We start from the raw sequence: 21,691 nt of genomic DNA, 5'->3' as shown, positions 1-21,691 counted from the left end.
CTCCGGATGGAGTAGAACTATACCCGAATATGAAATGTATCTTTGAACTTTCCGGAGAGCATCCTGATCTGCCGTTTGCAGAAGCGGAAACACTCGCATGCATAGAAGAACGGGCAACACAGGTTGCGGTTGCCGAATGCGATGACCCTGACGCCTGCGAACGGCTGGCCATGACACATACGGTCATGGAATATCTGGGCACATGTGACGCTGATGAAAGAAGCATAACTGCCATGCTTCAGGATCTCTCTATTACAACCGAGCAGACCTTTGCCGCACGTGTCCGGAAGATGGAGGACGCCACCACAGCACTGTCTCAGCTATCCCTGGAAAGACTGATTGGCGCTAATATCAACGGTCCGGTTTCCCTTGATTCGCCACAACAGGAATACCGGGCAATTATCGCGGGCGATAAATGTTATTTTGGGCGTGTCATTCTGCACATCGACAGAGGGAGTTATCAATACAGAAATCCGATGCGCAGGCCGTTCTTTCATCCGGGTGTGATGATGCCAATTACTGCCCGCACACTGGTGAACCTCGCACGGACAAAGACGGATGAAATCATCTGTGACCCGTTTTGTGGAACAGGGGGAGTACTTCTGGAGGCAAAACTCTGTGGAATGAAGATCATTGGAAGTGATATGGACCAGATGATGATTGATGGGTGCCGCAAAAACCTGCCGGATGCGGATCTATTCCGTGCAGATGCAACAAAACTCCCTCTTGTAGATGACTCTGTTGATGCAGTGGTAACGGACCTTCCCTACGGACACTCCGTTTGCATCATGGCAGAGTCAATGAACCAGCTGTACTCCGATTCATTGCAGGAAATCCGCAGAATTCTTAAACCCGGCGGGAGATGCGTCATTGTAACCCACGTGGATATTCAGTCAGTGGCAGAAGAGAATTTCACCGTTGTCAGAAAGTTTTACCAGCGGATTCACAAAAGCCTGACAAGACAGATCCTGATCCTTGAATGATCAGGGGAAAATCACATTCTGGTAGCCCTCTCCAGGCTAATTCGTAATATGAAGTCCAGTTCCCATCGTGGAAAAATAGATATATTATCATTATGAATTTTTTCGATTTTTTTCATAACGTTCGCCACACTAATATAGTATCCGGTTGAAAATATCTGCAGGCAACACGGATAATAATATCAATATCATTCAACAAAATTCCGCATTGCCTGGGCGAAAAAGGTACACACATGAATACTCTCAGGTGGATAAAGGAATCATTTAGATCCTGTAATCCAAATAAAGCAATCTCAAAGCGGGCAATAAGACATCTGAAAAAAATTGAGAAAAAACAACTCTTCTCAGATGACATTTCAACCATGCGTGCAGCAGAAGGACGATGGTATGAATCTTTGATGTATGAAATGCTGCTTGAATTCTCACGCAGATCAGGCAACATTCAGTATATCGTCCGCAAAGGAGCAGATGCCCCGTTCCCCTCAATCCCTGCAAAATTTGGGCAAAATGGCCTGTATTTTTCAAACAGGGGGGACATCAACATCCGCGGAAATGGTCAGGACATCGCTGAAGTGGACATGCTCTTTGTCGGAGGAGACGGAAAAGTCGGATTTGCAGAAGTTGTGACATCCGGAACCGAACTCAAAGAGCTCAGAGAAGAAGTACATTATAAAAAGAAACTGCTTGGTTATCTCTATGGACAGATTACCGTCCCATTTGTCCTTTTTTCTTCGGTTGATATATCTCGCTCCTCAATTGTTAAACGACTGATGCGGGAAACAGAGAGTGTACTCATTGTAACAAAGTCATGTGAGACACTGAAACATCTCCTGACAAACACCTCCACGAGAGGCATCCCACGAAAACCACTCAAACACGCAAAATTAATTGATGTGAAAGATCTTCAGCCAAAGCGGCCTTTCGACTACAAACAAATTCATGATTACCGAAGGGACAGAATTCTTTCTGAAATACGTGCCGGAAAACCAAAAGAAGAATTTCAGGAGAGGGATGAGCTCCCGCCTCTTGCAAAAAAACTGCTTCTTGGTGCTCTCCATGAATCCGGTTCCCAGGAGATCTGGAAAGGAAAAACACTGACAATAAAGGGTACAAAGTATACACAGGATAGAATCAGCAAGGATTTTTCAAAAATAATTATTGCACTGGACCTTCCGGAATTTGAACCGGTCATATACCTTCGGTCACGGAATAAAAAGGAATATCTGAAAGTCGTTGTACGGAAATCCGGTGGTTTCCGTGTGGAAAGCAAACGCACACCCCAGATGACAGGATTTTTCCTCTGGCTTGAATCACTAAAGCCAACAGTCAGCGGGAACGTCGCCCGAAAATACGCAGATTTGTTCCTGACACGGGCCTGAACAGGGAAAACGGGACCTAATCCCGTCCAGAATCACTTTCAGATACGGGTTCTGTATATCTGCACTCCCCATTTCTGTAGCAGCATTTTTCTTTCTCAGAATCAGTGCACCCCCCCATCTCAAGCCTTTTACCTTCAACGAGGGCTTCAACAACCTTTGTTCGGCCCGCATGGAGATCACGCCACAGAGTCTTTCTGGATATTCCCATCTGTGCGGCCGCAGATTCCTGGTCATAATTCAGTAAATCTACTAGTCTCAGCGCCTCAAGTTCTTCGGGTTCAAGCACATTCACCCTTCCATCAGCATCAGGATGGCAACACGGCTTATAACAGCGATATTGAGAATTTTCGTTGAGGGCCCTTCGTTTACGGGGCCTCCCACGCCGGACTGGTTTTGGTCCTCCGCTACTGCAGCATCTCATCTGTACAGAATCTTCTATTTGAAAATTATTTATGCATACGGTATTTGATATTCTGTCAACAGGTTCTGCCATCGCTGACGAAGAGATTCAGGAACCGTTCAACCACCCATGGATTACGTACTTCAGGATGAAAGATAACCCCATATACCCTGTCTGTCCGGTGACGCACTGCCTGGACACAGGCATCTGATTCTGCAAGAACCATAAATTCACGGCCTAAAACTCCACAAAACCGGTGTAATTCATATGCCGCCCACTCATTCTCACAAAATATCGGATCACCGGATACAAGAGTTCGAACGGTAGTCATGCCAATTTCAGACTTTTCGATAATGCTACCGCCATATGCAAGAACCAATGCCTGCATACCTGCACAGATTCCAAGAACAGGCTTGGTAAATCCAGGGATCCAGGCAAAATATTCCGGCATTTCTGCAAACAGGTTGTCTTTCAGGGGTGTCCCGCAGAGAATCACTGCATCAACATCATCCTCAGCGGCTGAGTCCCATTCTGTAAAATGGCAGATCTTATACGGGTATCTGCCGTTCCTGACAATATCTGCAATCGGGCGGACAAATTCATCCTCACCAAGGGAACCGGGGCGATAACAGAGATCAAGAAGAACGATCATTTCTCTACCACCTCCGCACGCAGAACAATATACCGGCCATTGTAATTGGCATATACGGATTCCGATTCAAGCACAACAATTTTTTTCACAAAAAACGGAGCATCCGTCACAAGAGTTTCAAGTTCTCCGCCTTCTCCGGTGAGTGTGATACCATACTTTGCTGCATATATTCGCAACAGTCGGAGAGCTTCATCGTCAATACGCCTTCCCAGCCAGGTTTCATCAAAAGGCGCTGAAAAAACACCGGAAACAAGGACTTCAAACCCTTCATCGATCAGGCATTGCATATACTGGTCCTGGTCGATGTGCCAGAGAGGATTATAGCACCAGAGATCAAGGGAATCACAGATCTTCTGAATCCGGGTTGCCTGGTATACCGAGAGCACCGCCCCTGTTACAATACCTTCAATGCCGTACTGCTCCACGGCACACGATATCGCATGTTTCAGGTCAACGAGTTCCGCTTCTTCAATCCCCTGTGTGGTATACTCCAGAATAGGAATATCCATCGCCTCCGCCTGGAGTGATGTCAGGTGAATATTCGGAGTATGGAACATGTAACTCTCACAATTTTCAGATACAATTGATATGAGGCAGGAGACTTCCTCTTTCTGCATCGCCCGGTATGTGGCATATACGGAGTCTTTACCACCGGAAAAAAGCACACCAAGTTTCATGTTTATGTTTCAACATCCTGTTTTCTCAGTTATCAGTCATACCTGATAATGGTGGTATAATCTCACAGTGAATGGATATAAAGATAAGAGACAATACGGCATATGAGTCATCGCGGTAGTTCAAATAAATCCTTACCTATGAATTGAATTGATCTCTCCCATTAACCAATTATCCTGCATGGCCCTGCAACGTATTATTTCACATCTGTCCAAAGAACTGTACAAACATTCATCCGGATACGCTGAGAGAACCTTCATTGAATCGGTCACCGAACGAATATTTCGCTATTACCCGTTTAAATTATAAAATAGGCAAATATGCAATATTTCTGGTCTGCCCGGATGAATGCGTATGAGACCAATAAAGCTGATGAAATTAACTGAAAATATGCATCATCCGGATTATTATAAACCTCTTATATGTCCAGTCTTACAAAAAAACCGAAATTAACAAACTATTTATATCATATCACAGGGACGGAGGATATTAAAGAAACTCACACTAGATCACATATACGGAGTGTATTAAAAATATACTACAGAATAGAGCTGCAAATTATAAAAAACTGAAAAATTATCAAAGAATATTACTACTGATTGAAACATACATTAAAATATTTGATTATCCATCCATCACCTATGCCTGGCGAGCAGGAAATGCTCGATAGAATACAGAACGTGCTGAAGTTCAAATCGAGGGGAATGACAATAACAGAAATATCTCACGTCACAAGCACGCACCGAAATTCTATCGCAAAATATCTACAGATTCTACTGGCATTGGGCAAAGTTGATCTGCGGGTCATTGGTAATGCAAAAGTCTACACACTCTCTCACCGGATACCTGTCAGTTCATTACTCAATTGTTCTCCGGATCTAATCGTTCTCCTGAATCAGGAGAGAAAAATCGTTCAGGCAAATGATTCATACCTGAAATTCTTCCATTACAACGCAAATGATGTACTTAACCAGGAAATTTATGAGAAAACATTCCCCATCATAAGTGACAAGAGTCTCATACCATTCATTGACAATTCCTTTGAAAAGGGAGATATTGACAGTATAAAAATGAACCTTACCCATGACAATAAAAAATACGATTTTTTTATCAAATACATCCCCTCGGCCCTTGAAGGAGGAGATTACGGCCTGATTATTATCATAAAAGACATAACCGAAGAAAAAAGGATACAGGATGAACTCATAAAAAATGAAACCAAATTTCAAAATCTGTTGCACAACGCAAATGATTCGATATTTCTCTACGAAATCACCGATGCCCTCAGAATAGGTTCATTAATTGACGTCAATGATACAGCCTGCAAACAACTCTGCTATACCAGAGATGAACTTTTTCGGACAGAATTTGATGACATATTTAACGCCAAATTCCACGATGAAACGGGCGCAATCAGAAATGACCTGAGAGAGAATTGCCATGCAATATATGAAGGAATGCAGGTACGAAAAAACGGAACCACATTCCCGGCAGAAGCCAGTGCCCATGTATTTTTCCTGCAGGACAAACGGGTTGTTCTTTACATCATGAGAGATATCTCTGAGAGGAAAATCGCGGAAAAATCATTGAAATTGAGTGAAAACCGATATCAGGACATTGTAGAGGGACAGGAGGAACTTATCTTCCGGATATCGCCCGACCAGTCCATACAGTATGGTAATGAAGCATTCCGGAGATATTTCAATCTTCAGAATAAAACCCCGGGGAAAAATACTCTTGAATCCCTGAATATCCTTCCGGATGACAGGAAACTGATCCAGACGTCCATGAGTCTTGCGGATACGGAAAACGAATCAATAAAAATAGAATTTCGTATCCAGCAACAAGACAGGAAACCCACATGGATAGAAAGCAGAATATCTCCACTATATGACACCGACCGGACAATTCATGAATTCCAGTTCATCGGAAAAGACATTACCGAAACAAAACGAGCGAAAGAAGCCATGAGACGCAACGAAGAAAATACCCGGTTTTTACTGAATTCAATAAATGATAACTCATTCCTCATTGATTTGAACGGCCGCATATTGTCAATAAACCAATCTTCCTGCGAATATATACAAAAATTTTGTTCGGATAAATCGCTGAACGGTACGTCGATTGCCGGGAGAAGCATCTATGAGTTTTTCCCAAAAGATACCGGTCAAACCATCAGTAGTATTGCATCCGAAATCATCTTTTCAAAAGAACCGGACATATTTGTAGATGAAATTCAGAGCAGAACATTTGACTTTTCACTTTCACCTATGATAAATTCTGACGGAGAAGTCGAAAAAATTATTGTTGTTAAAAGGGACATTTCAGATGAGATATCGGGTTTCAATCACTCTCAAACGAGCACCACCATACAAAACAACATAGCCTGAATTTTTTCAATCGCCCTATACCATCAGATTTTGAGAGACCAATTATTAACCCAAGGGATCCTCAGAATTCGCGATCACAATTCCTGATGTAACCACGGCGAAAACAAGTATAGATGGGCTGTCCTTTTGGCTATATGATAGATCGTTTGTAAAATCGTATCCCCTTCACCGAATCGGGAATTGACCATCTTTTGGAGCTCCTGTATCTGTTATCTTCCCCACCCCTCTGTCACAAAATCTTCCTGCGACCGGTATCCGCGCTTCCCTGATTGATGCATGCATTGAGTGCTGTCAAAAATGAAAAAATCCGCGCTTCAAGAATCCAGATGTCAGATTATTACCCCCCTGTCCCTGCATCATCCATTAAAGAGGGAAAAAGGCAGCAGCCAAATCGAAAGAATGAATAATGCAAACAGATTAATGCAGTCACTGATTTTACCGATTTACCGACAATAAATACTCACAAATGGTGAATAAATTATTTATACCACAATTATTTCCCAAATTCACCCAATTAGTGGTTAAATTCTGTCAAAAACTCAAATTCATTCTTAATGATAAAATTTGAAAAAATACCCATAATTTTGTAAAATGATCACGGATAAAAAATACTTTTGCTAAAAGAAGCGCATTGAAATAATAAAAAACGACTTAAAATACGAATATCCTGGAATTTAGCCAATATATTTTCATCTCGTAGATGAACATCGGAATGAATATTTGCGGAAGGTATTGCACTTCAATGAAGATATACAGGTCTGATTCATCAATCTGATAGACGTCAACAGAATTGATTAAATATGATCATATCATTATATCAGATGCCTATGAAAGAGAATCATGAAGGACTGGCAAAGATTCTTGAAATTTTGAAACAGAATCCACGGGGAATGTCAGTCACGCAGATTACAGAAAAAATTGGGATGAACAGGATTACTGTCGGACATTACCTTGAGATACTCCGAACATCAGGGGAAGTCGACATGGAAACCTACGGGCAATCCAAAGTTTACTTCATCTCACAGAGAATGCCAATATCTGCATTGATGAATCTCTCTTCCGATTATGTAATTGTCCTGAGCAATGACCTGAATATTATACAGATAAACAACAACGCCATCTCACTTCTTCAACACAGAAAAGAGGACATTATCAATAAAAATATTCACGATATCCTTGATTTCCTGAATACCGAGATCGATTTACAACAAAAAATCGATCAGGCTCTGGATGGAGAAGAGGTGGCTGAAGAGATTAGGATTCTGAAAGATAGCGAAGAACTCTTCTTTAAAATGAAAATAATTCCAACAGTATTCACAAATGGTGCCCCGGGAATTACCATTATTCTGGAAGATATTACAGAATACCGGAAGTCAATTCAGGCTCTCAGTGAGAGTGAGCAAAAATTCAGGGAACTGCTCAAAAACATCAGTGAATTACTGGTAAAAATTGAACATATTGCTGAACTAAATGACCAGATTAGAAACCCGTTGCAGGTAATTATTGGTATTGCTGATCTCGAAGATGTTGAGATCGCAAATCAGATAAAAGAACAAGCTCAGGAGATCGACGCAATCATCCGACAACTCAATATCGGAAATATTGAGGCAGAAAATATCCGGAATTTCTTCAAGAAATATGCAGAAACAGCAGAGGAAGATGAAAATCAGTAAAGAGCAGTCACAATAACCGGAAAAAATCCCGTCCGATTTGATCCATGTCTGGAAGACGGGGAAGGTATTGTGGGAATTCTGGATAAAACAGGCAGTAAACAGGTATGAAACACTGCCAACAGATCTTTATTGTAACCGATTTTCAGGAATTTGCACATAGGAACCAGAATAATTCCATCCATTTCTTTTTGGTACGTTTTGAAGGAATGTACTCTTCTGGTGGCGAATGTGATCTATAGCAGTCGTTATCTCAAAATTATTGAGAGAAGAAACTCTCTATTCCAGCAGGATTATAACACTTTAAAAATTGTAACGCCCAAAATCCCCCCCATAACTACAAACAGAGGAATTGACCCATCAAAGACTCTCAGTAAATCTCCCCGCAGGCCTTACACACCGAACCATCCGCGGCGCTGCCGCCCAAACACCAACAAATTCGTTGCATTCTTCACGTGTACTGGGACGGGATACCTCATACTGCTTAATCATATGAACACCTTTGAGAGATAGTGAACAAAAACACCGTTCGATGTGAAAGAAAGATGTGATTTACCGGCACATCAGGCAGGTGAAATACATTACAGGGACTCCTGAAAAAATTCAGACCAAAAATAACCATACCCCTCTGAAGAAAACCGGTTCAATAAAAAAATGTACTAAAAATATGAATACAGAAGCCTCAGGCGGGAGTATGCACCTGAGGTTCAGAGTATGGTTCGTTGTGCCCATTATCCCAGAGGATAGGAGATGGTATGGATATGGGAGAAATGAAAAACTTCCGGTTCCATGCGACAAATGAGTCGTATGAACGATACTTGGAAAATAGTATCAGTAAAGCATTAGAAAATGGGACCATCATCCAGGATGATGCAGACCTTATCAAAAGTCATGTGGAAGAGATAGAGTCCACACGACACATCACATCTTCACGTGCATTTAAGATTGCCGGCACCCTGGCTACATGGCGCAGGTTTATTGGCCCGTACCGGGACAATACAAAATTCGATCTCTACCGGGCCATTAAGAATCTGAAATCCGCCCGCCAGGAGAATGGCAAACCGTATTCTGCCAATACCATCGCTGATTTCGTACGGGTCCTGAAACGGTTTTACAAATGGATGTCTGCAGAGGGGTTCTCCTGTATCGACCCAAAGGATATCGAGAAGATTAAGAACCCACCCATTAACACGATGACAAAGACTGCAGAAGCAATGCTGACCGAAGATGAGGCCATGCAGATTCTGGAGGTCTGCCAGAACTCACGGGATCGGGCATTATTCTCCTCGCTGTATGAAGGCGGATTTAGAATTGGTGAGCTTGCAAACCTGAAATGGAAGGCCGTCAAATTCAAGGAACACCATGTGCTCGTCAACGTAGACGGGAAGACCGGCAGGCCGCGCGCAGTCCCCCTCATCATTTCCCGCCCGTATCTTGCAGAATGGAAGAATAACTATCCGGGAAAAGTTGAAGAGGACGCATTTGTATTTCTTGCACTGAATTCCAACCGACCAATCAGGTACCGGGCACTGAAAAAACAACTCGATGTCCTGATTGAAAGGGCGGGAATCACCAAGAAGGTTACCTTCCACCTCTTTCGGCATTCACGGATTACCCATCTGAAGGAACGCGGCCTGAATGAATCGGAGATAAAGCTGATGATGTGGGGCAATCTCAACACTGACATGCTGAGCACCTACATGCACCTGAGCGACACCCATTTAGAAACCGCACTGGAGGCGATCTATGAGATCAAAACACCGTCAAAAAAGACCAAGCCCACGATCGCACCACAGCAATGCGCACGGTGTGGTGCATTAAATTCACCCACAGCATCGTATTGCACCAACTGTGGCATGCCACTGTCAGGCGATGCAGAGTATGACGTTGAAGAGCTTCAGGTATTACTGAAGGCCATTCCGAAAGATAAAGTTGTGGAACTGTTATCAAAATCACTGATGCAGGGCAATCCTTCCGGCACATAGATGGCAGTGCCGGTATCTCACCATTTTTTTACGTGTCGGGGACACCGGATTGATCGTCCTCATCCCCTCCGTCCCCCCACATCTTGGAGTTCTTATAATACTCCGATTCAATAAATTCTGATTCGGTATAGACCGTCCGATGTTTTTGCTTGTCCACAACGGTTACGCGGTTTTCTTCATCTTCCACAAACTCCCAAAAGACATTGGGATCAATTTTCGCTTTGAGGCAGTCATTTCGAAGTTTCCTCTGCAAATACCTCATCTTTCCAGGCTCTTTTTCCCGGCATTTAGGGCTATACATCGGGGTTGGTTCACCTATCTTGCGATTCGGGTGATTGGGAATGATAAAAAATTCCTTCCGGATAATGCAATAGCCAATATCCACGTCCCAGATGACCGGTATCTCATCCTGCGTCCTCTGCTGGCCATTTGCGTCTCTATGTGTCTTGTATTTCTTGAGAGAGATTTTTTCCCAGGAATTCCCGTCACAGAACCAGGCATCCCCCCCGTTGTAATAATCCAGGTCAACAAATACAAAGGGTCCTTCAGCATCGTCAAAGAAATCACCTAACCAATAGGAATCATATTCCTCCATCTTCTTGTGATACAGTTTTTCTAAGTCCCCTTTTATCAGACACTGCTGATCATCTGCATCAAAAAATTGTGAAAATATTTTAAAATCCCATTCATCGCATGCATCCAAATGGTCCCGGTCCCGTGTCACTCTATTCTTGTTAAGATGGTATTCATAGGCCTGTAATATCAGCCATCGCCATTCATATGAATCGGAAAACAGTCTATAATATTCAAATTCATCGAATGCACCCAAACCGGCCTGTACCGCCGGATCATCTGGATCAAAAATATGTGAAAAAAAATAAAAATCAAATTCTTCGGATGCATCCAAATAGGCCCGTACCTCCGGGTCATTTTCTACGACTGGTTCATTGACCGGTTTTCGCACCCGGCGAAACATTTCTTTACTGTTCTCAGCGGGGCACTGTTTAAATTTTGTAAAAAATTCAGCAGTCTTTTTCGCTTGTTCCAGGCAATGCGCTTCATAATCTTTCTGATTTATCTCTCCCATTATCTTCACCCCACCTACCAGGTTCGTTGTGTCCCTTATCTCAGAGCCCCCCCACTCTATACTATGGAGAACATAAGACGTCTTCAACATTTCCGAAATGCATCCCTTTTGAGCACAACGCAGGCTGCAGCCTGGCTCGGGGTGAGTTACTGGACATTGCTCCGGTTAATTGCAGATGAACGAATAAAAGCCATAAAGATTAACGGACGGTGGAAGATTCCAACATCATCTTTAGAATCATTTGTTTTTGGTTCGGAGATTGCCGCACCCACTGAGTTGACCTTTACGCGCCAAGAGATCGAATATTCAGAAAAACTTAAGCACGAGATCATGGGTGGTGGCGGCGATGAATGACCATCCTCAAAAATACCTGTCTCACAGTATTACCATCTCCAAACAGACCCTTGAGGCATTGGGACCAATGGATCAACTCGTGTGCCAGGCACTCATTGTTACGGGTGATATTCTGTTATCCGAGGACCATCGGGGTGGTTTTGATGAATAACGAGAAAACGAGGACTTTTGTATACAATCTAAATTTTACCAAATATACTAAATCATCTGATAAACAGCGATGTGCTGAAAAGGATCTCGGTATGTGTACTGGTACTATAGATGTTGGGGAAGAAAGGCCCAATTGTGAGTTTGAATTTATATCTGCAGAGGGAGTGGTGCAAATTATTCAGGGAGGTGATGTAATTTCTGAAAAAAGATTGGAAATTGTAAGTGAATACTCTCCTGAGCATGAAGGTCTCTTTTTAAAAGAAATAAAGGTTGAATGATGCCGTTTGGAACATTCACACAGGAGGCTCAATTATTCCTTTCCAATTTGAAGGAAAAGGAACATCAAATCCTCCTGATGTTAAATGAGGGGCGGTATCAGGCTGAGATTGCTGAAAAACTTCATATCGATAAAGCACAGGTATCACGGTTTATACGTGATTTGAAAAGACTGGGTCTGGTTGAAGAGGACGTAACTGTATATGAACACAAAGGAAAAACATATACCTGTTCGAGACGGCCCACATTGACGAACAAAATCAAATACTATAATCTGTCCCCCTATTTGCAAGAGTATATTGCCTCCCTTTCGTCTAAAAATAAGACAGATACACTACTCTATGACGTGCACCATATCAACCTCTATTATCCTGTAACGAAACAACCGGATTGTTTGTACCTCAAAGAAATTCCACCGGACCCCCAGGTTGAATTCATAAAAAAATGGCATCCGAACGGTTGTACATTTTATCGATTTCAGGTGACTGTTATCACAGGAGTTATGATCAGCATTATCTATCGTGGTTCATCCATCTCAGCAAGCCGATTGCGAGGTTCGCGGTTGATTCGCGCTTCAAATCAAACAGAACTTATGAAGATCTGGAAGAAGGATGTAGAAGCGGGTGTCCGCATTTTCATCCAATATCAGAAGATACACGGTAAAAAAATATCTGTTGGAACGCCCGAAGATCGTGGTGAACCACATTATGCCTTTTTCACAAAATATGGGAAAATGACTGTTGGTTTGCCCAAAAAAACCATAACCGATGACATATACATTGACAATTCCCCTTCGGAAAGAAACCCGGACTTGTCTGAAATTGAGACTGAAAATTCTGAAGTGGCTGACCAGATCGATCGTGGAATTAAATGCGCTTTGAGAATGCCGGAAATTATCGATCGGATACAGCAGTTAGAAAAGGAAATAAAGAAACTCAATCAAGTGGTTCACGGGTAACTGATCTAGAAGAATTGTGAAAAATACTCGGCAAATGCTGAAACCACATCCTATTCCTTAATTCCTGAAACCGGACGTCAAATTCTGCGGAACAATTCCACTGTCATACCTGGAAAGAGTCGAACTATTGTTGTTCATTTTAGACGCCTGCAACGCGCGCATCATTCTTTATATGTATATTCATCAAAGATTCACACTCGAAAATGATTTTTATTGGATTATATTGGGCCTTTATTTCAAGGAACACATCAGGGTGATCTTCCAAATTGAGTCTCACATTCGCTAATACCGATGATTCATTGATACATGCATATATTGCAAAATTAAATTGTTTCTATATTGGAGCTCAATACCAAGAAAACATAGAGTGGGACTACAGGGGTGGGTGGTACTACACACCGTAAGTTTTTCTTAGCACAAATTCAAAGTCAGACATATATAATATGTACAATATGATCTCTGATATGAGTACAAAGGCTGATTTGCCAAATTGTCTTTCAATGTTAAAACCGTCTCAAATTCAGGGAGAATTTCAATGCATTTACTGTGGTAAAGTTTTTCAGAAACAAAATGCTCTGCGAATCCATCTTGGAACCTGCAAAAAGCGAGCATTGCGCCGTGATTTTGAATTTAAAGGATTCACATTCCATGTATATATGAATCCACGGCGGGATGTTTACCTCCCATTAAAAGAATTTGCTCAAAATTGCCAGGATGAACCCAAGCTATTCCTTGGAGCATTGGATTATCTGAAGTGTGCAGGGTGGGTAACAAAATATCTTGCTTTAAAAGATGATGGTTGAATGATTGAAGGTTTTACACCCTGTTTTTACTTTGATATGCCACAGATACTATTGGTGTAAAACAGTTCGCTGTATCTGACAGCTGGCATGCAGTATATTCATGCAGAATACTCAATTTATAATTTTAATCTAATGTATGTCATTAATTTTTATCTGCCACAGGATTTTCAGACAATGCCACTTTTATATTTCTAAAAAATAGATCGCCAATATCAGGATTCATCCAAATTGATTGACAGCCCTGAAAAATCTCAAAATTTATGCATAATTTCCCAATTCCTGAAATGAAAAGAGGCATTTCCATTTCACTATATTTATCAATGACAAGTCCTGAAATTCACATGATAATTAATGAATTTTTCTGCAGGAGATATTGTATCGATACGAAACCGTCTATGGCGCGTCAATTCGAGTGAGGAAAATATCCTTGAGGCTACCCGGATAGACTCGGGAGAAAATGAAACCCATCGGTTTTACCTCCCGTTTGAGACTGTCACAGCCGCACATATAGACCCCCCCTCAAATACCAGATTTGGCGATGCTGCCACAAACAGGCTCCTTATACAGGCGTTCCGGTACTCCATGGTTCATGGTTCAGCCCCCCTGATGAGCCTGCAGAAAAGCTGTGTGATTCCTACCAATTATCAGCTGGTTCCGGTGGTCATGGGCCTGAATATGAGCACACGGGTGCGCATGCTCATTGCTGATGATGTTGGTTTGGGGAAGACCATTGAGGCAGGGCTCCTTGCCTCTGAGTTGATGTCACGCAATCTGGCCTCCCGGATCCTCATCATCTGTCCCCGGAACCTTCGTGAACAATGGCAGGAAGCACTCCAATATTTCTTCCAGATACATGCCGATATTATCTCCTCAGTTCACCTCCGGTCCCTGGAAAGACGCCTCCCACCCGGTGCCAATCCCTGGGAGCATTATAAGTGCCTGATCACGTCCATTGATTATATTAAATCCGAGCGTGTCAGCCGTCTGGCCCTCAGTGTGCCATGGGACCTCGTGATTGTTGATGAGGCACATCTCGGTGCAAAACCACACCAGTCATCTGAGAAACAGAGTGTGTCAATGGAACGGTACAACCTGGTTCGTGAGGTAGCAAAAAATGCCAACCATCTTCTGTTCCTGACTGCGACCCCCCATAACGGGTATACCGACACATACGCCAGCCTTCTTGACATGCTGGACTGCGGCATTGTGTCAGGTCCTGTGAGTGACCCGGTCATCAACCGGGAAATTGCACTTCATCATGTATGCCAGCGGAGGCGAAAGGATGTGGATGACTGGTTCGCACAGAGTGATGAGGCAAATCCATTCCCCCAGCGGGTACAAAAAGAGGTGCTCGTTGATCTTGCTTATATTGAAGAGCGGGAAACGATCCATCACCTGGAGGAATATGGGTCAAGCCTGATCGATCTTGCCCGGGAGGATGACCGTTCCAATGTCCGGACGATGGCACAGTGGGTCGTGATGCACCTGCATAAGCGGGCCTTATCTTCACCTGCTGCTTTGAGGAAATCGCTACAAAACCGGTTAAAACGCATTGAGGAAAAATTATCAGATAAGGATGAGAGCGTATCTCAGGGACTCACTCCGGATCAGGCAAAAGCCACAGCACTTGATGAGGAGACACGGGGTGAGATATCTGATGAAGAGGCATCCGAACGGACAGATACGGTCGTCTATGGGTCTCTCTCTGCACTCGAGAATGAACGGGTAACGGTAGAGGACCTCTATACCCTTGCAAAGAAGGTGACCCCTGCAAAGGACAGCAAACTCCGGGAACTGACACGTGCAGGTGGCCCCCTTGATAGTGCAATGAAAGGACATAATGGTCCAAAGAAGGTCATCATATTTACCCGGTACAAAGACACACTCGACTACCTGGAAAAGGAGATCCCCAAACGTATGAAGGGCCGTCTCACGTCTGAACAGATCGTTGTAATTTATGGGGATATGAACGAAGGGCAGCGCAAAGATCAGCTTGAACGATTTGCGGAGCTCAAAGCAGGTGTCCTGATTGCAACCGATTGTATCAGTGAGGGTATCAACCTGCAGCACATGGCAAATCAGGTCATCCATTACGAACTGCCATGGAACCCCAACCGTCTGGAACAGAGAAATGGCCGTATTGACCGGTATGGGCAAAAGGCCCCGGTAGTCCATATCAGAACCCTTGTCATGGCCGACACCCTGGACGGAACAATACTGCGGGTACTTGTGGAAAAGGCGGAAAAAATCCGTACCGACTATGGGTTTGCCCCACCCTTCTTCGGCGACGATGCCAATGTGGTCAGTCTGATTCAGGAGATGGGCATTCGGGTTGACCTTCCCGCTGCACAGAAAACACTCTTTGATTCATTTGAAGAGGAGATGACAACTCCGGAATTGCCCGAACACAATCCGTTTGACGCGGAAACTATCGAACGTATACGTCAGGAAAGTTTCTACGGGCAGACCGAGATCGATCTGTCCCAGGTACGGGCCAGACTGATTGAAACGGAGGCTGCTATCGGGACAAAGAATGATTTTGAAGAATTTGTCCGGAATGGATTATCACGGTTTAGATGTGAAATCGGTCAGAATCATGACCGCCAGGAAACCATTCACATCGCCCTCTCAGATATGCTCAAAGTTCCCGGCGTTGAGGATATTATTGCGAAAGCGACGTTTGATGAACAAATTGCGCTTCAGGAGACAGGGATTGAACAGCTGAATGTCGGACACCCGGTTGTCCGGCGTCTTATTGAACAGGTAAAGGATTCAGTATTTGATCCAACGAGTGAGAGCTACGGGAGAAGCTGTATCATTACTACCCCTGACATATCCCGGGTAACTGCGCTGTATCATTTTCTGGTGCGCTTTACAGTCGGGACCCAACGGCCGGAAGTGATTGAGGAGATTGTACCGGTGGCCTGTGACCTTATTGATCGGTCATTCTTCCCGGAAGATCAGGTCAAGGAGTTAATGTACGTGAAACCCGTTGGCACGCAACGAAAACCACAGGAACTCATACGCCACCTCTCCATGGCACTGTCTGATGAGCTCTACCGGCAGGCATTTGAAGATACCGTTGCTGCGAGAATTGCTACTATCCGTACGGAGCGGGCGGCACTCAAAGAGGAACTTACTGCCTCCGGTGTTGCAGGTGAATGGCTTACGGGTATTGACTCGGTATCCTGCGCCTCCCATGACCTCATTTCACTACGACTGCTGGAACCGGCACGCGGTGCGGGGGTGAGCAGATGAAGGATGATCATTATTCCTATTGCACCACGTCCGGTGGCCTCATCACCTCGCATTTCCTTGAGCTTTTAAAGGGGGAAACAACAGGCTTTGACTATGCCCGGCCCGAGACATTTTCCGAACCATGGCGGGAGGAAGATCCTGTTGACTCAAAGGAATTTGACCGCCGGGTCGAGAAGGCATGGAAGGACCTGCGGGACCGTTATGATGAACTCTTCTCTGAATTTGCCACGCTGGACGAGAAAGCGCTGATGACGAAATGGATCCGGCCGCTTTTCCGGAATCTCGGGTTTGAACTGACCCACACTTCAAAAAAGATTGAGATCAGCGACAAGATTCGGTTTTCCTTCTCGCATCGTGGCTGGTATGATAAGCCAGGCCTTCCCAAGGCACCGGTGGTGCACATCGTGCCCTATGGAACCGATCTGGATGTGCGGCCTGAGCCCCGTCATCCCGGCCCCCATGATGCTCTGCAGGATTACCTGAACCTGCATGATGATCTCTGGGCAATGGTTACCAATGGACAGACCATCCGGATATTACGTGATTTCCATCATACCACGGTAAAAGGGTATATTGAATTTGACCTTGAGGGAATTTTCCTCACCCGGAGTTATCCTGATTTTCTGGCCCTGTACCGTTTTTGCCATGCCAGCCGGTTTGCACCAAAAGACGGGACCGACACCCTGTATCTTGAGGAATATTATGAGCATTCACGACAGGCCGGCGAGAAGGTTGGTGACCGGCTCCGTGAGAATGTTGTGCATGCGATTGAGACCTTTGGAAACGGATTTCTGGACCATAAACTGCTGCACATTCTCAAAGATGATGACCAGAAAGTGCAGGATTATTATGAAGATATTCTCCGGGTGATATACCGGATCATCTTCCTGCTCTATGCCGAGCAGAGAGGTATGCTGGGTGGCATGGGAGAGGCAAAGGGCCTCTTCCTTGATGAATATAGTATCACTGCACTGCGGGAACGCTGTGTGCTGGGAGCAGCCCCTGACGACCGTCACACGGACTTCTGGGAGGGGCTGAAGATTACCTTCAGGATGATCGAGAAAGGTGTTCCTGAGATGGGGATATACCCGTTTAACGGGATGCTGTTTGACCTGACCAAGGACCGCATCCTGCCTGAGCATCAGTGTACAAATGCCGCACTCCTGCAGGCCATCCGGTACCTGACATGGACGGAACCGGAGACCGGACGGGGGCACCATAACCATGCAAAGGCCGGCCCGCAGCGTATCAGTTATGCTGACCTCTCGGTTGAGGAGATCGGTGCTATCTATGAAAGTCTTCTTGATTACACCCCCCGCATCATCACAGAACCGGATATTATTGAAGGCCGCACCTATGCAGCAAATTCATTCTTCCTCGACCCACGCGGGTCTGACCGGAAGTCCACCGGATCCTACTATACCAACCCCTCCCTTGTTCAGGAGCTGATCAAAAGTGCACTAGTGCCCGTCATTGCCAGAAAACTGCGTGAGGCCGGTCCAACATCAGGTGAGAAGGAACGCGCCCTCCTGTCGATAAAGGTCTGTGACCCTGCCTGCGGAAGCGGGGCATTTCTGATTGCTGCTTCAAACAAACTTGGTTTTGAGCTGGCAAAGGTACGGACGGGTTCGTCCCTCCCCGAATTGGATACGATGCAGGAGGCACGGCGTGATGTGCTTACTCACTGTATCTATGGTGTTGATCTCAACCCAATGGCCGTGGAGCTTGCAAAGGTCTCACTCTGGATCAATGCGCTGGTGCGGGACAAACCGCTGAACTTCCTTGACCACCATGTACGATGTGGAAATTCCCTCATCGGTGCCACACCGGAGCTGATGGCGGAGGGGATCCCGGATGTGGCCTTCACACCCATCTCCGGCGATGTCAAAACGGTGGCGACCGAGCTGAAGAAGGCAAATAAGGAGCAGCGCAAAAATCAGACACTTGCTCAATGGACATATCCTGCATCCGGCGGAGGTGTTCCCGCACAGGAGTTTGCTCACCTTTCTGAATATGGGGAGGATGACCCTGAGGCTGTGGGGAAAAAGAAGACGGCATACTGCGATCTGGTCCTTTCTGACACGTATCTGCATGAACTGTTTGTGGCTGATCTCTGGACCGCAGCATTTTTCTGGCCCCTGACACCCGATACAGCCCACACAGTGCCAACAACCGGTGATCTTTCACTGGTCAGGCAGCAGGGCAAGGATTCAATGCCGGCAGATGTGCAGGCACAGATTCACCGCCTGCGAAAGGAACACCGGTTTTTCCACTGGCATCTGGAGTTCCCTGATGTATTTTCGGAAAATAATGGCGGGTTTGACTGTATACTGGGCAATCCGCCATGGGAGGTTGTCAATCTTAATGAAAAGGAATTTTTTGCATATCGTGACCCTGTTATTGCAGAATCTCCAGGTGCAAAACGCAAAAAACTCATTGCAGAACTGGTTAAAACAAACCCCAAGCTTCATGAAGAGTATATTCATGCACTGCGCCATGATCAGCTCTCAACCAAGTTTATTAGAAATTCCGGGAGGTTCCCCTTAACAGCCAGAGGGAAAACCAATACCTACAGTATCTTCACCGAGCTTGCCCGCTGCCGGATTGCGCCTCTTGGTATGGCAGGCATCATTGTCCCCACCGGCATTGCAACGGACGCGACCACAGCGAAGTTCTTTGGGGATCTCGTTGATACCCGGGGGCTTGTCAGTCTCTATGACTTTGAGAACAGAAAGAAGATCTTCCCCATTGATAGCAGGATGAAGTTCTGCCTTATCACAATGGCGGGCTCCGATGTGCAACCCGCTTCCTTTGACCTGGCGTTTTTCCTTCATACGTTTGATGACCTTGAAAATAAGGAGCGAAAATTCACCTTAACACCGGAAGAGATTGCGCTCATCAATCCGAACACAAAGAATTGCCCAATCTTCCGGTCAAAGCGGGATGCGGAGATCACGAAGGCCATCTATGAACGGGTGCCGGTACTCATCGATGAGACGAAGGGGGATACGGGCAATCCATGGGGTGTTTCATTCAAACAGGGATTGTTCAATATGACCAGCGATTCCCATCTTTTCCGGACGCGGAAGGAGATGGAGGATGCCGGGTTTGTGCTCGAGGGCAACCGGTTTGTGAAAAGGGATGAAGTGTGGTTGCCGTTGTATGAGGCGAAGATGTTCCACCAGTATGATCATCGGTTTGGGACGTTTGATGGATTTTCATCTCGTCCAATGACACAAATCCATTCACTGGATGAAAATAATTATCAAAATACCAAATCCCTTGCTTTATCTTGGTATTGGGTCCCAGCCCTAGAAGTTGACAGGCGATTTGATAGCAAAACTAAATGGATCATAGCATTTCGAAGTGTTGCCCGGGCAACTGATATTAGATCGGGCCTATTTTGCCACCTCCCCAAAGTAGGAGTTGGGCATACAGCATATCTTATGCTACTTGATAAAAAAATTGAAATTCTTCAATTATATTCAAACATTAACTCATTTGCTTTTGATTTCAATTGCAGGAATAAACTTGGGGCGATAAATCTGGGGTATTTCATTCTCAAACAACTCCCTGTATTGCCTCCTACAACATACACAACTTATCTCACCACTATCATTGCTCCAAGCGTCATCGAACTCACCTACACCGCGTGGGACCTCAAACCCTTCGCTGAAGACGTCCTCGCAGAGATCGGAGTTGAACAGTGGAACAACTGGTTCCCGGACAATCTCATCGGCCCGGACGGCGTGCCTCAGCCGTTTGTCTGGGATGAGGAGCGACGTTTTTCGCTTCGCTGTGACCTCGATGCCCTGTATTTCCACCTGTACGGCATCCCACGGGAGGATGTGGACTACATCATGGAGACCTTCCCGATTGTGAAGCGCAAGGATGACGCGGCATACGGGACATACCGGACGAAGGACGTGATTCTTGAGCGGTTTGACGAGCTTGAAAAGGAGATGGTGCGGTACTATGATAAAGAGGAGGGCCGGTTTGTTGTCCGGATGAACGCGGATATGGATGCGACTTTAGGCCCGGAGGCAGAGACGGATGTGGTACAGGGAGTCCCTGCGTTTGTCTTTAAAGGGGAGAGTGAATGTGTCGAATGGAAGACGAGTGCGTTCTGGTCGGAGATTATCCCCAAAGAGCAACTCCAGAAGAACAACACGCCCGAAGTGAAGCAACACAACACGAGGGCCTCCCATTATATCATCGCAAAGGCGATTGCCGGGTTCATGAACACCAAAGGCGGGTATCTGGTCATTGGCCTACGGGAGGCAAAGGATGGCATATCACACGAATACTGTGGCATTGAAGGGGATTATCCGAAGTGTCCGGATAAAAATCCGGATGGGTTTATACGGGCCCTGCAGGAGAAGATCCTGAAGAAGTACTTCCCGAACAGTGTGCTGTTACGGTCGACGGAGTTTCTAACCTACCGTATTGTTGAGAAAGATGGTGCACATCTCTGTGTGGTCGTTGTCCGGCCATATGATGAACCTGTGTTTATTGAGGCTAAGGGGAAGGAGGCATTCTATGTGCGGCTCAACGGGATGACAAAGGAGATTTCCAAGTATAGTGAGATTATGGGGTATTGTGGGAAGCATTTTGTTGGGAATAAATTGGACTCCTGTCTAAATAACACACAATAATCAATTAATTGATGCCAAA

16 protein-coding genes are annotated in these 21,691 nt (G+C 45.0%); 12 read left to right on the top strand and 4 right to left on the bottom strand.

What is annotated here, in order from left to right:
- Positions 1 to 29: 29 nt before the first annotated feature.
- Positions 30 to 983 carry a methyltransferase domain-containing protein gene (locus tag OU421_RS11185; RefSeq protein ID WP_268186175.1) on the top strand — a complete coding sequence of 318 codons (954 nt, stop codon included), beginning with the start codon at positions 30 to 32 and terminating at the stop codon, positions 981 to 983.
- Positions 984 to 1,213: 230 nt separating this feature from the next.
- A complete protein-coding gene (locus OU421_RS11180) occupies positions 1,214 to 2,359 on the top strand; it encodes a hypothetical protein (protein ID WP_268186174.1) in 1,146 nt (381 codons plus the stop codon).
- Positions 2,360 to 2,375: 16 nt separating this feature from the next.
- On the opposite strand, the gene OU421_RS11175 is transcribed toward OU421_RS11180, so the two are convergent.
- Genes OU421_RS11175 through OU421_RS11165 form a run of 3 tightly spaced genes read right to left on the bottom strand, consistent with a single transcriptional unit; the run spans position 2,376 to position 4,088 of the window.
- Positions 2,376 to 2,852, bottom strand: coding sequence for a DUF134 domain-containing protein (locus tag OU421_RS11175; protein ID WP_268186173.1), 477 nt, complete (start codon positions 2,850 to 2,852; stop codon positions 2,376 to 2,378).
- Entirely contained in the window at positions 2,836 to 3,411 is a 576-nt protein-coding gene (locus OU421_RS11170; protein ID WP_268186172.1) for a type 1 glutamine amidotransferase, read from the bottom strand. Before OU421_RS11170 ends, OU421_RS11175 begins: the two co-directional genes overlap by 17 nt.
- Positions 3,408 to 4,088, bottom strand: a complete 681-nt coding sequence (locus OU421_RS11165) for a diphthine--ammonia ligase (protein WP_268186171.1) — start codon at positions 4,086 to 4,088, stop codon at positions 3,408 to 3,410. Before OU421_RS11165 ends, OU421_RS11170 begins: the two co-directional genes overlap by 4 nt.
- A gap of 639 nt (positions 4,089 to 4,727) precedes the next feature.
- Here OU421_RS11165 and OU421_RS11160 point away from each other — a divergent pair.
- From OU421_RS11160 to OU421_RS11145, 4 genes are all read left to right on the top strand, one after another.
- Positions 4,728 to 6,476, top strand: coding sequence for a PAS domain-containing protein (locus OU421_RS11160; RefSeq protein ID WP_268186170.1), 1,749 nt, complete (start codon positions 4,728 to 4,730; stop codon positions 6,474 to 6,476).
- Between the two features lie 827 nt (positions 6,477 to 7,303).
- Positions 7,304 to 8,149: a PAS domain-containing protein gene (locus tag OU421_RS11155; protein ID WP_268186169.1), complete on the top strand. Its 846-nt coding sequence runs from the start codon at positions 7,304 to 7,306 to the stop codon at positions 8,147 to 8,149.
- Positions 8,150 to 8,717: 568 nt separating this feature from the next.
- Entirely contained in the window at positions 8,718 to 8,948 is a 231-nt protein-coding gene (locus tag OU421_RS11150; protein ID WP_268186168.1) for a hypothetical protein, read from the top strand.
- The gene (locus OU421_RS11145; protein WP_268186167.1) at positions 8,908 to 10,131 is read left to right on the top strand and encodes a site-specific integrase; all 1,224 of its coding nucleotides are present in this window, start codon (positions 8,908 to 8,910) and stop codon (positions 10,129 to 10,131) included. Before OU421_RS11150 ends, OU421_RS11145 begins: the two co-directional genes overlap by 41 nt.
- A 28-nt stretch (positions 10,132 to 10,159) precedes the next feature.
- Here the strand turns inward: OU421_RS11145 and OU421_RS11140 are convergent, their stop codons facing one another.
- Positions 10,160 to 10,726, bottom strand: a complete 567-nt coding sequence (locus tag OU421_RS11140) for a hypothetical protein (protein WP_268186166.1) — start codon at positions 10,724 to 10,726, stop codon at positions 10,160 to 10,162.
- 555 nt (positions 10,727 to 11,281) lie between these two features.
- On the opposite strand from OU421_RS11140, the gene OU421_RS11135 reads away from it, so the two are divergent.
- The 6 genes from OU421_RS11135 (at position 11,282) to OU421_RS11110 (ending at position 21,672) form a co-directional block, all read left to right on the top strand.
- Positions 11,282 to 11,572, top strand: a complete 291-nt coding sequence (locus OU421_RS11135) for a helix-turn-helix domain-containing protein (RefSeq protein ID WP_268186165.1) — start codon at positions 11,282 to 11,284, stop codon at positions 11,570 to 11,572.
- A gap of 143 nt (positions 11,573 to 11,715) precedes the next feature.
- Positions 11,716 to 12,000, top strand: coding sequence for a hypothetical protein (locus OU421_RS11130; RefSeq protein ID WP_268186164.1), 285 nt, complete (start codon positions 11,716 to 11,718; stop codon positions 11,998 to 12,000).
- Positions 11,997 to 12,956, top strand: a complete 960-nt coding sequence (locus OU421_RS11125; RefSeq protein WP_268186163.1) for a helix-turn-helix transcriptional regulator — start codon at positions 11,997 to 11,999, stop codon at positions 12,954 to 12,956. Before OU421_RS11130 ends, OU421_RS11125 begins: the two co-directional genes overlap by 4 nt.
- Before the next feature lie 464 nt (positions 12,957 to 13,420).
- The gene (locus tag OU421_RS11120; RefSeq protein ID WP_268186162.1) at positions 13,421 to 13,759 is read left to right on the top strand and encodes a hypothetical protein; all 339 of its coding nucleotides are present in this window, start codon (positions 13,421 to 13,423) and stop codon (positions 13,757 to 13,759) included.
- A gap of 351 nt (positions 13,760 to 14,110) precedes the next feature.
- Entirely contained in the window at positions 14,111 to 17,017 is a 2,907-nt protein-coding gene (locus tag OU421_RS11115; RefSeq protein ID WP_268186160.1) for a helicase-related protein, read from the top strand.
- Positions 17,014 to 21,672, top strand: a complete 4,659-nt coding sequence (locus tag OU421_RS11110) for an AlbA family DNA-binding domain-containing protein (RefSeq protein WP_268186159.1) — start codon at positions 17,014 to 17,016, stop codon at positions 21,670 to 21,672. Before OU421_RS11115 ends, OU421_RS11110 begins: the two co-directional genes overlap by 4 nt.
- Positions 21,673 to 21,691 lie beyond the last annotated feature (19 nt).

This window comes from Methanogenium organophilum (assembly GCF_026684035.1).
Classification (GTDB): Archaea; Halobacteriota; Methanomicrobia; order Methanomicrobiales; family Methanomicrobiaceae; genus Methanogenium; species Methanogenium organophilum.
The sequence above is the reverse complement of the archived record's forward strand: the minus strand, read 5'-3'. Positions and strand labels throughout refer to the sequence as shown.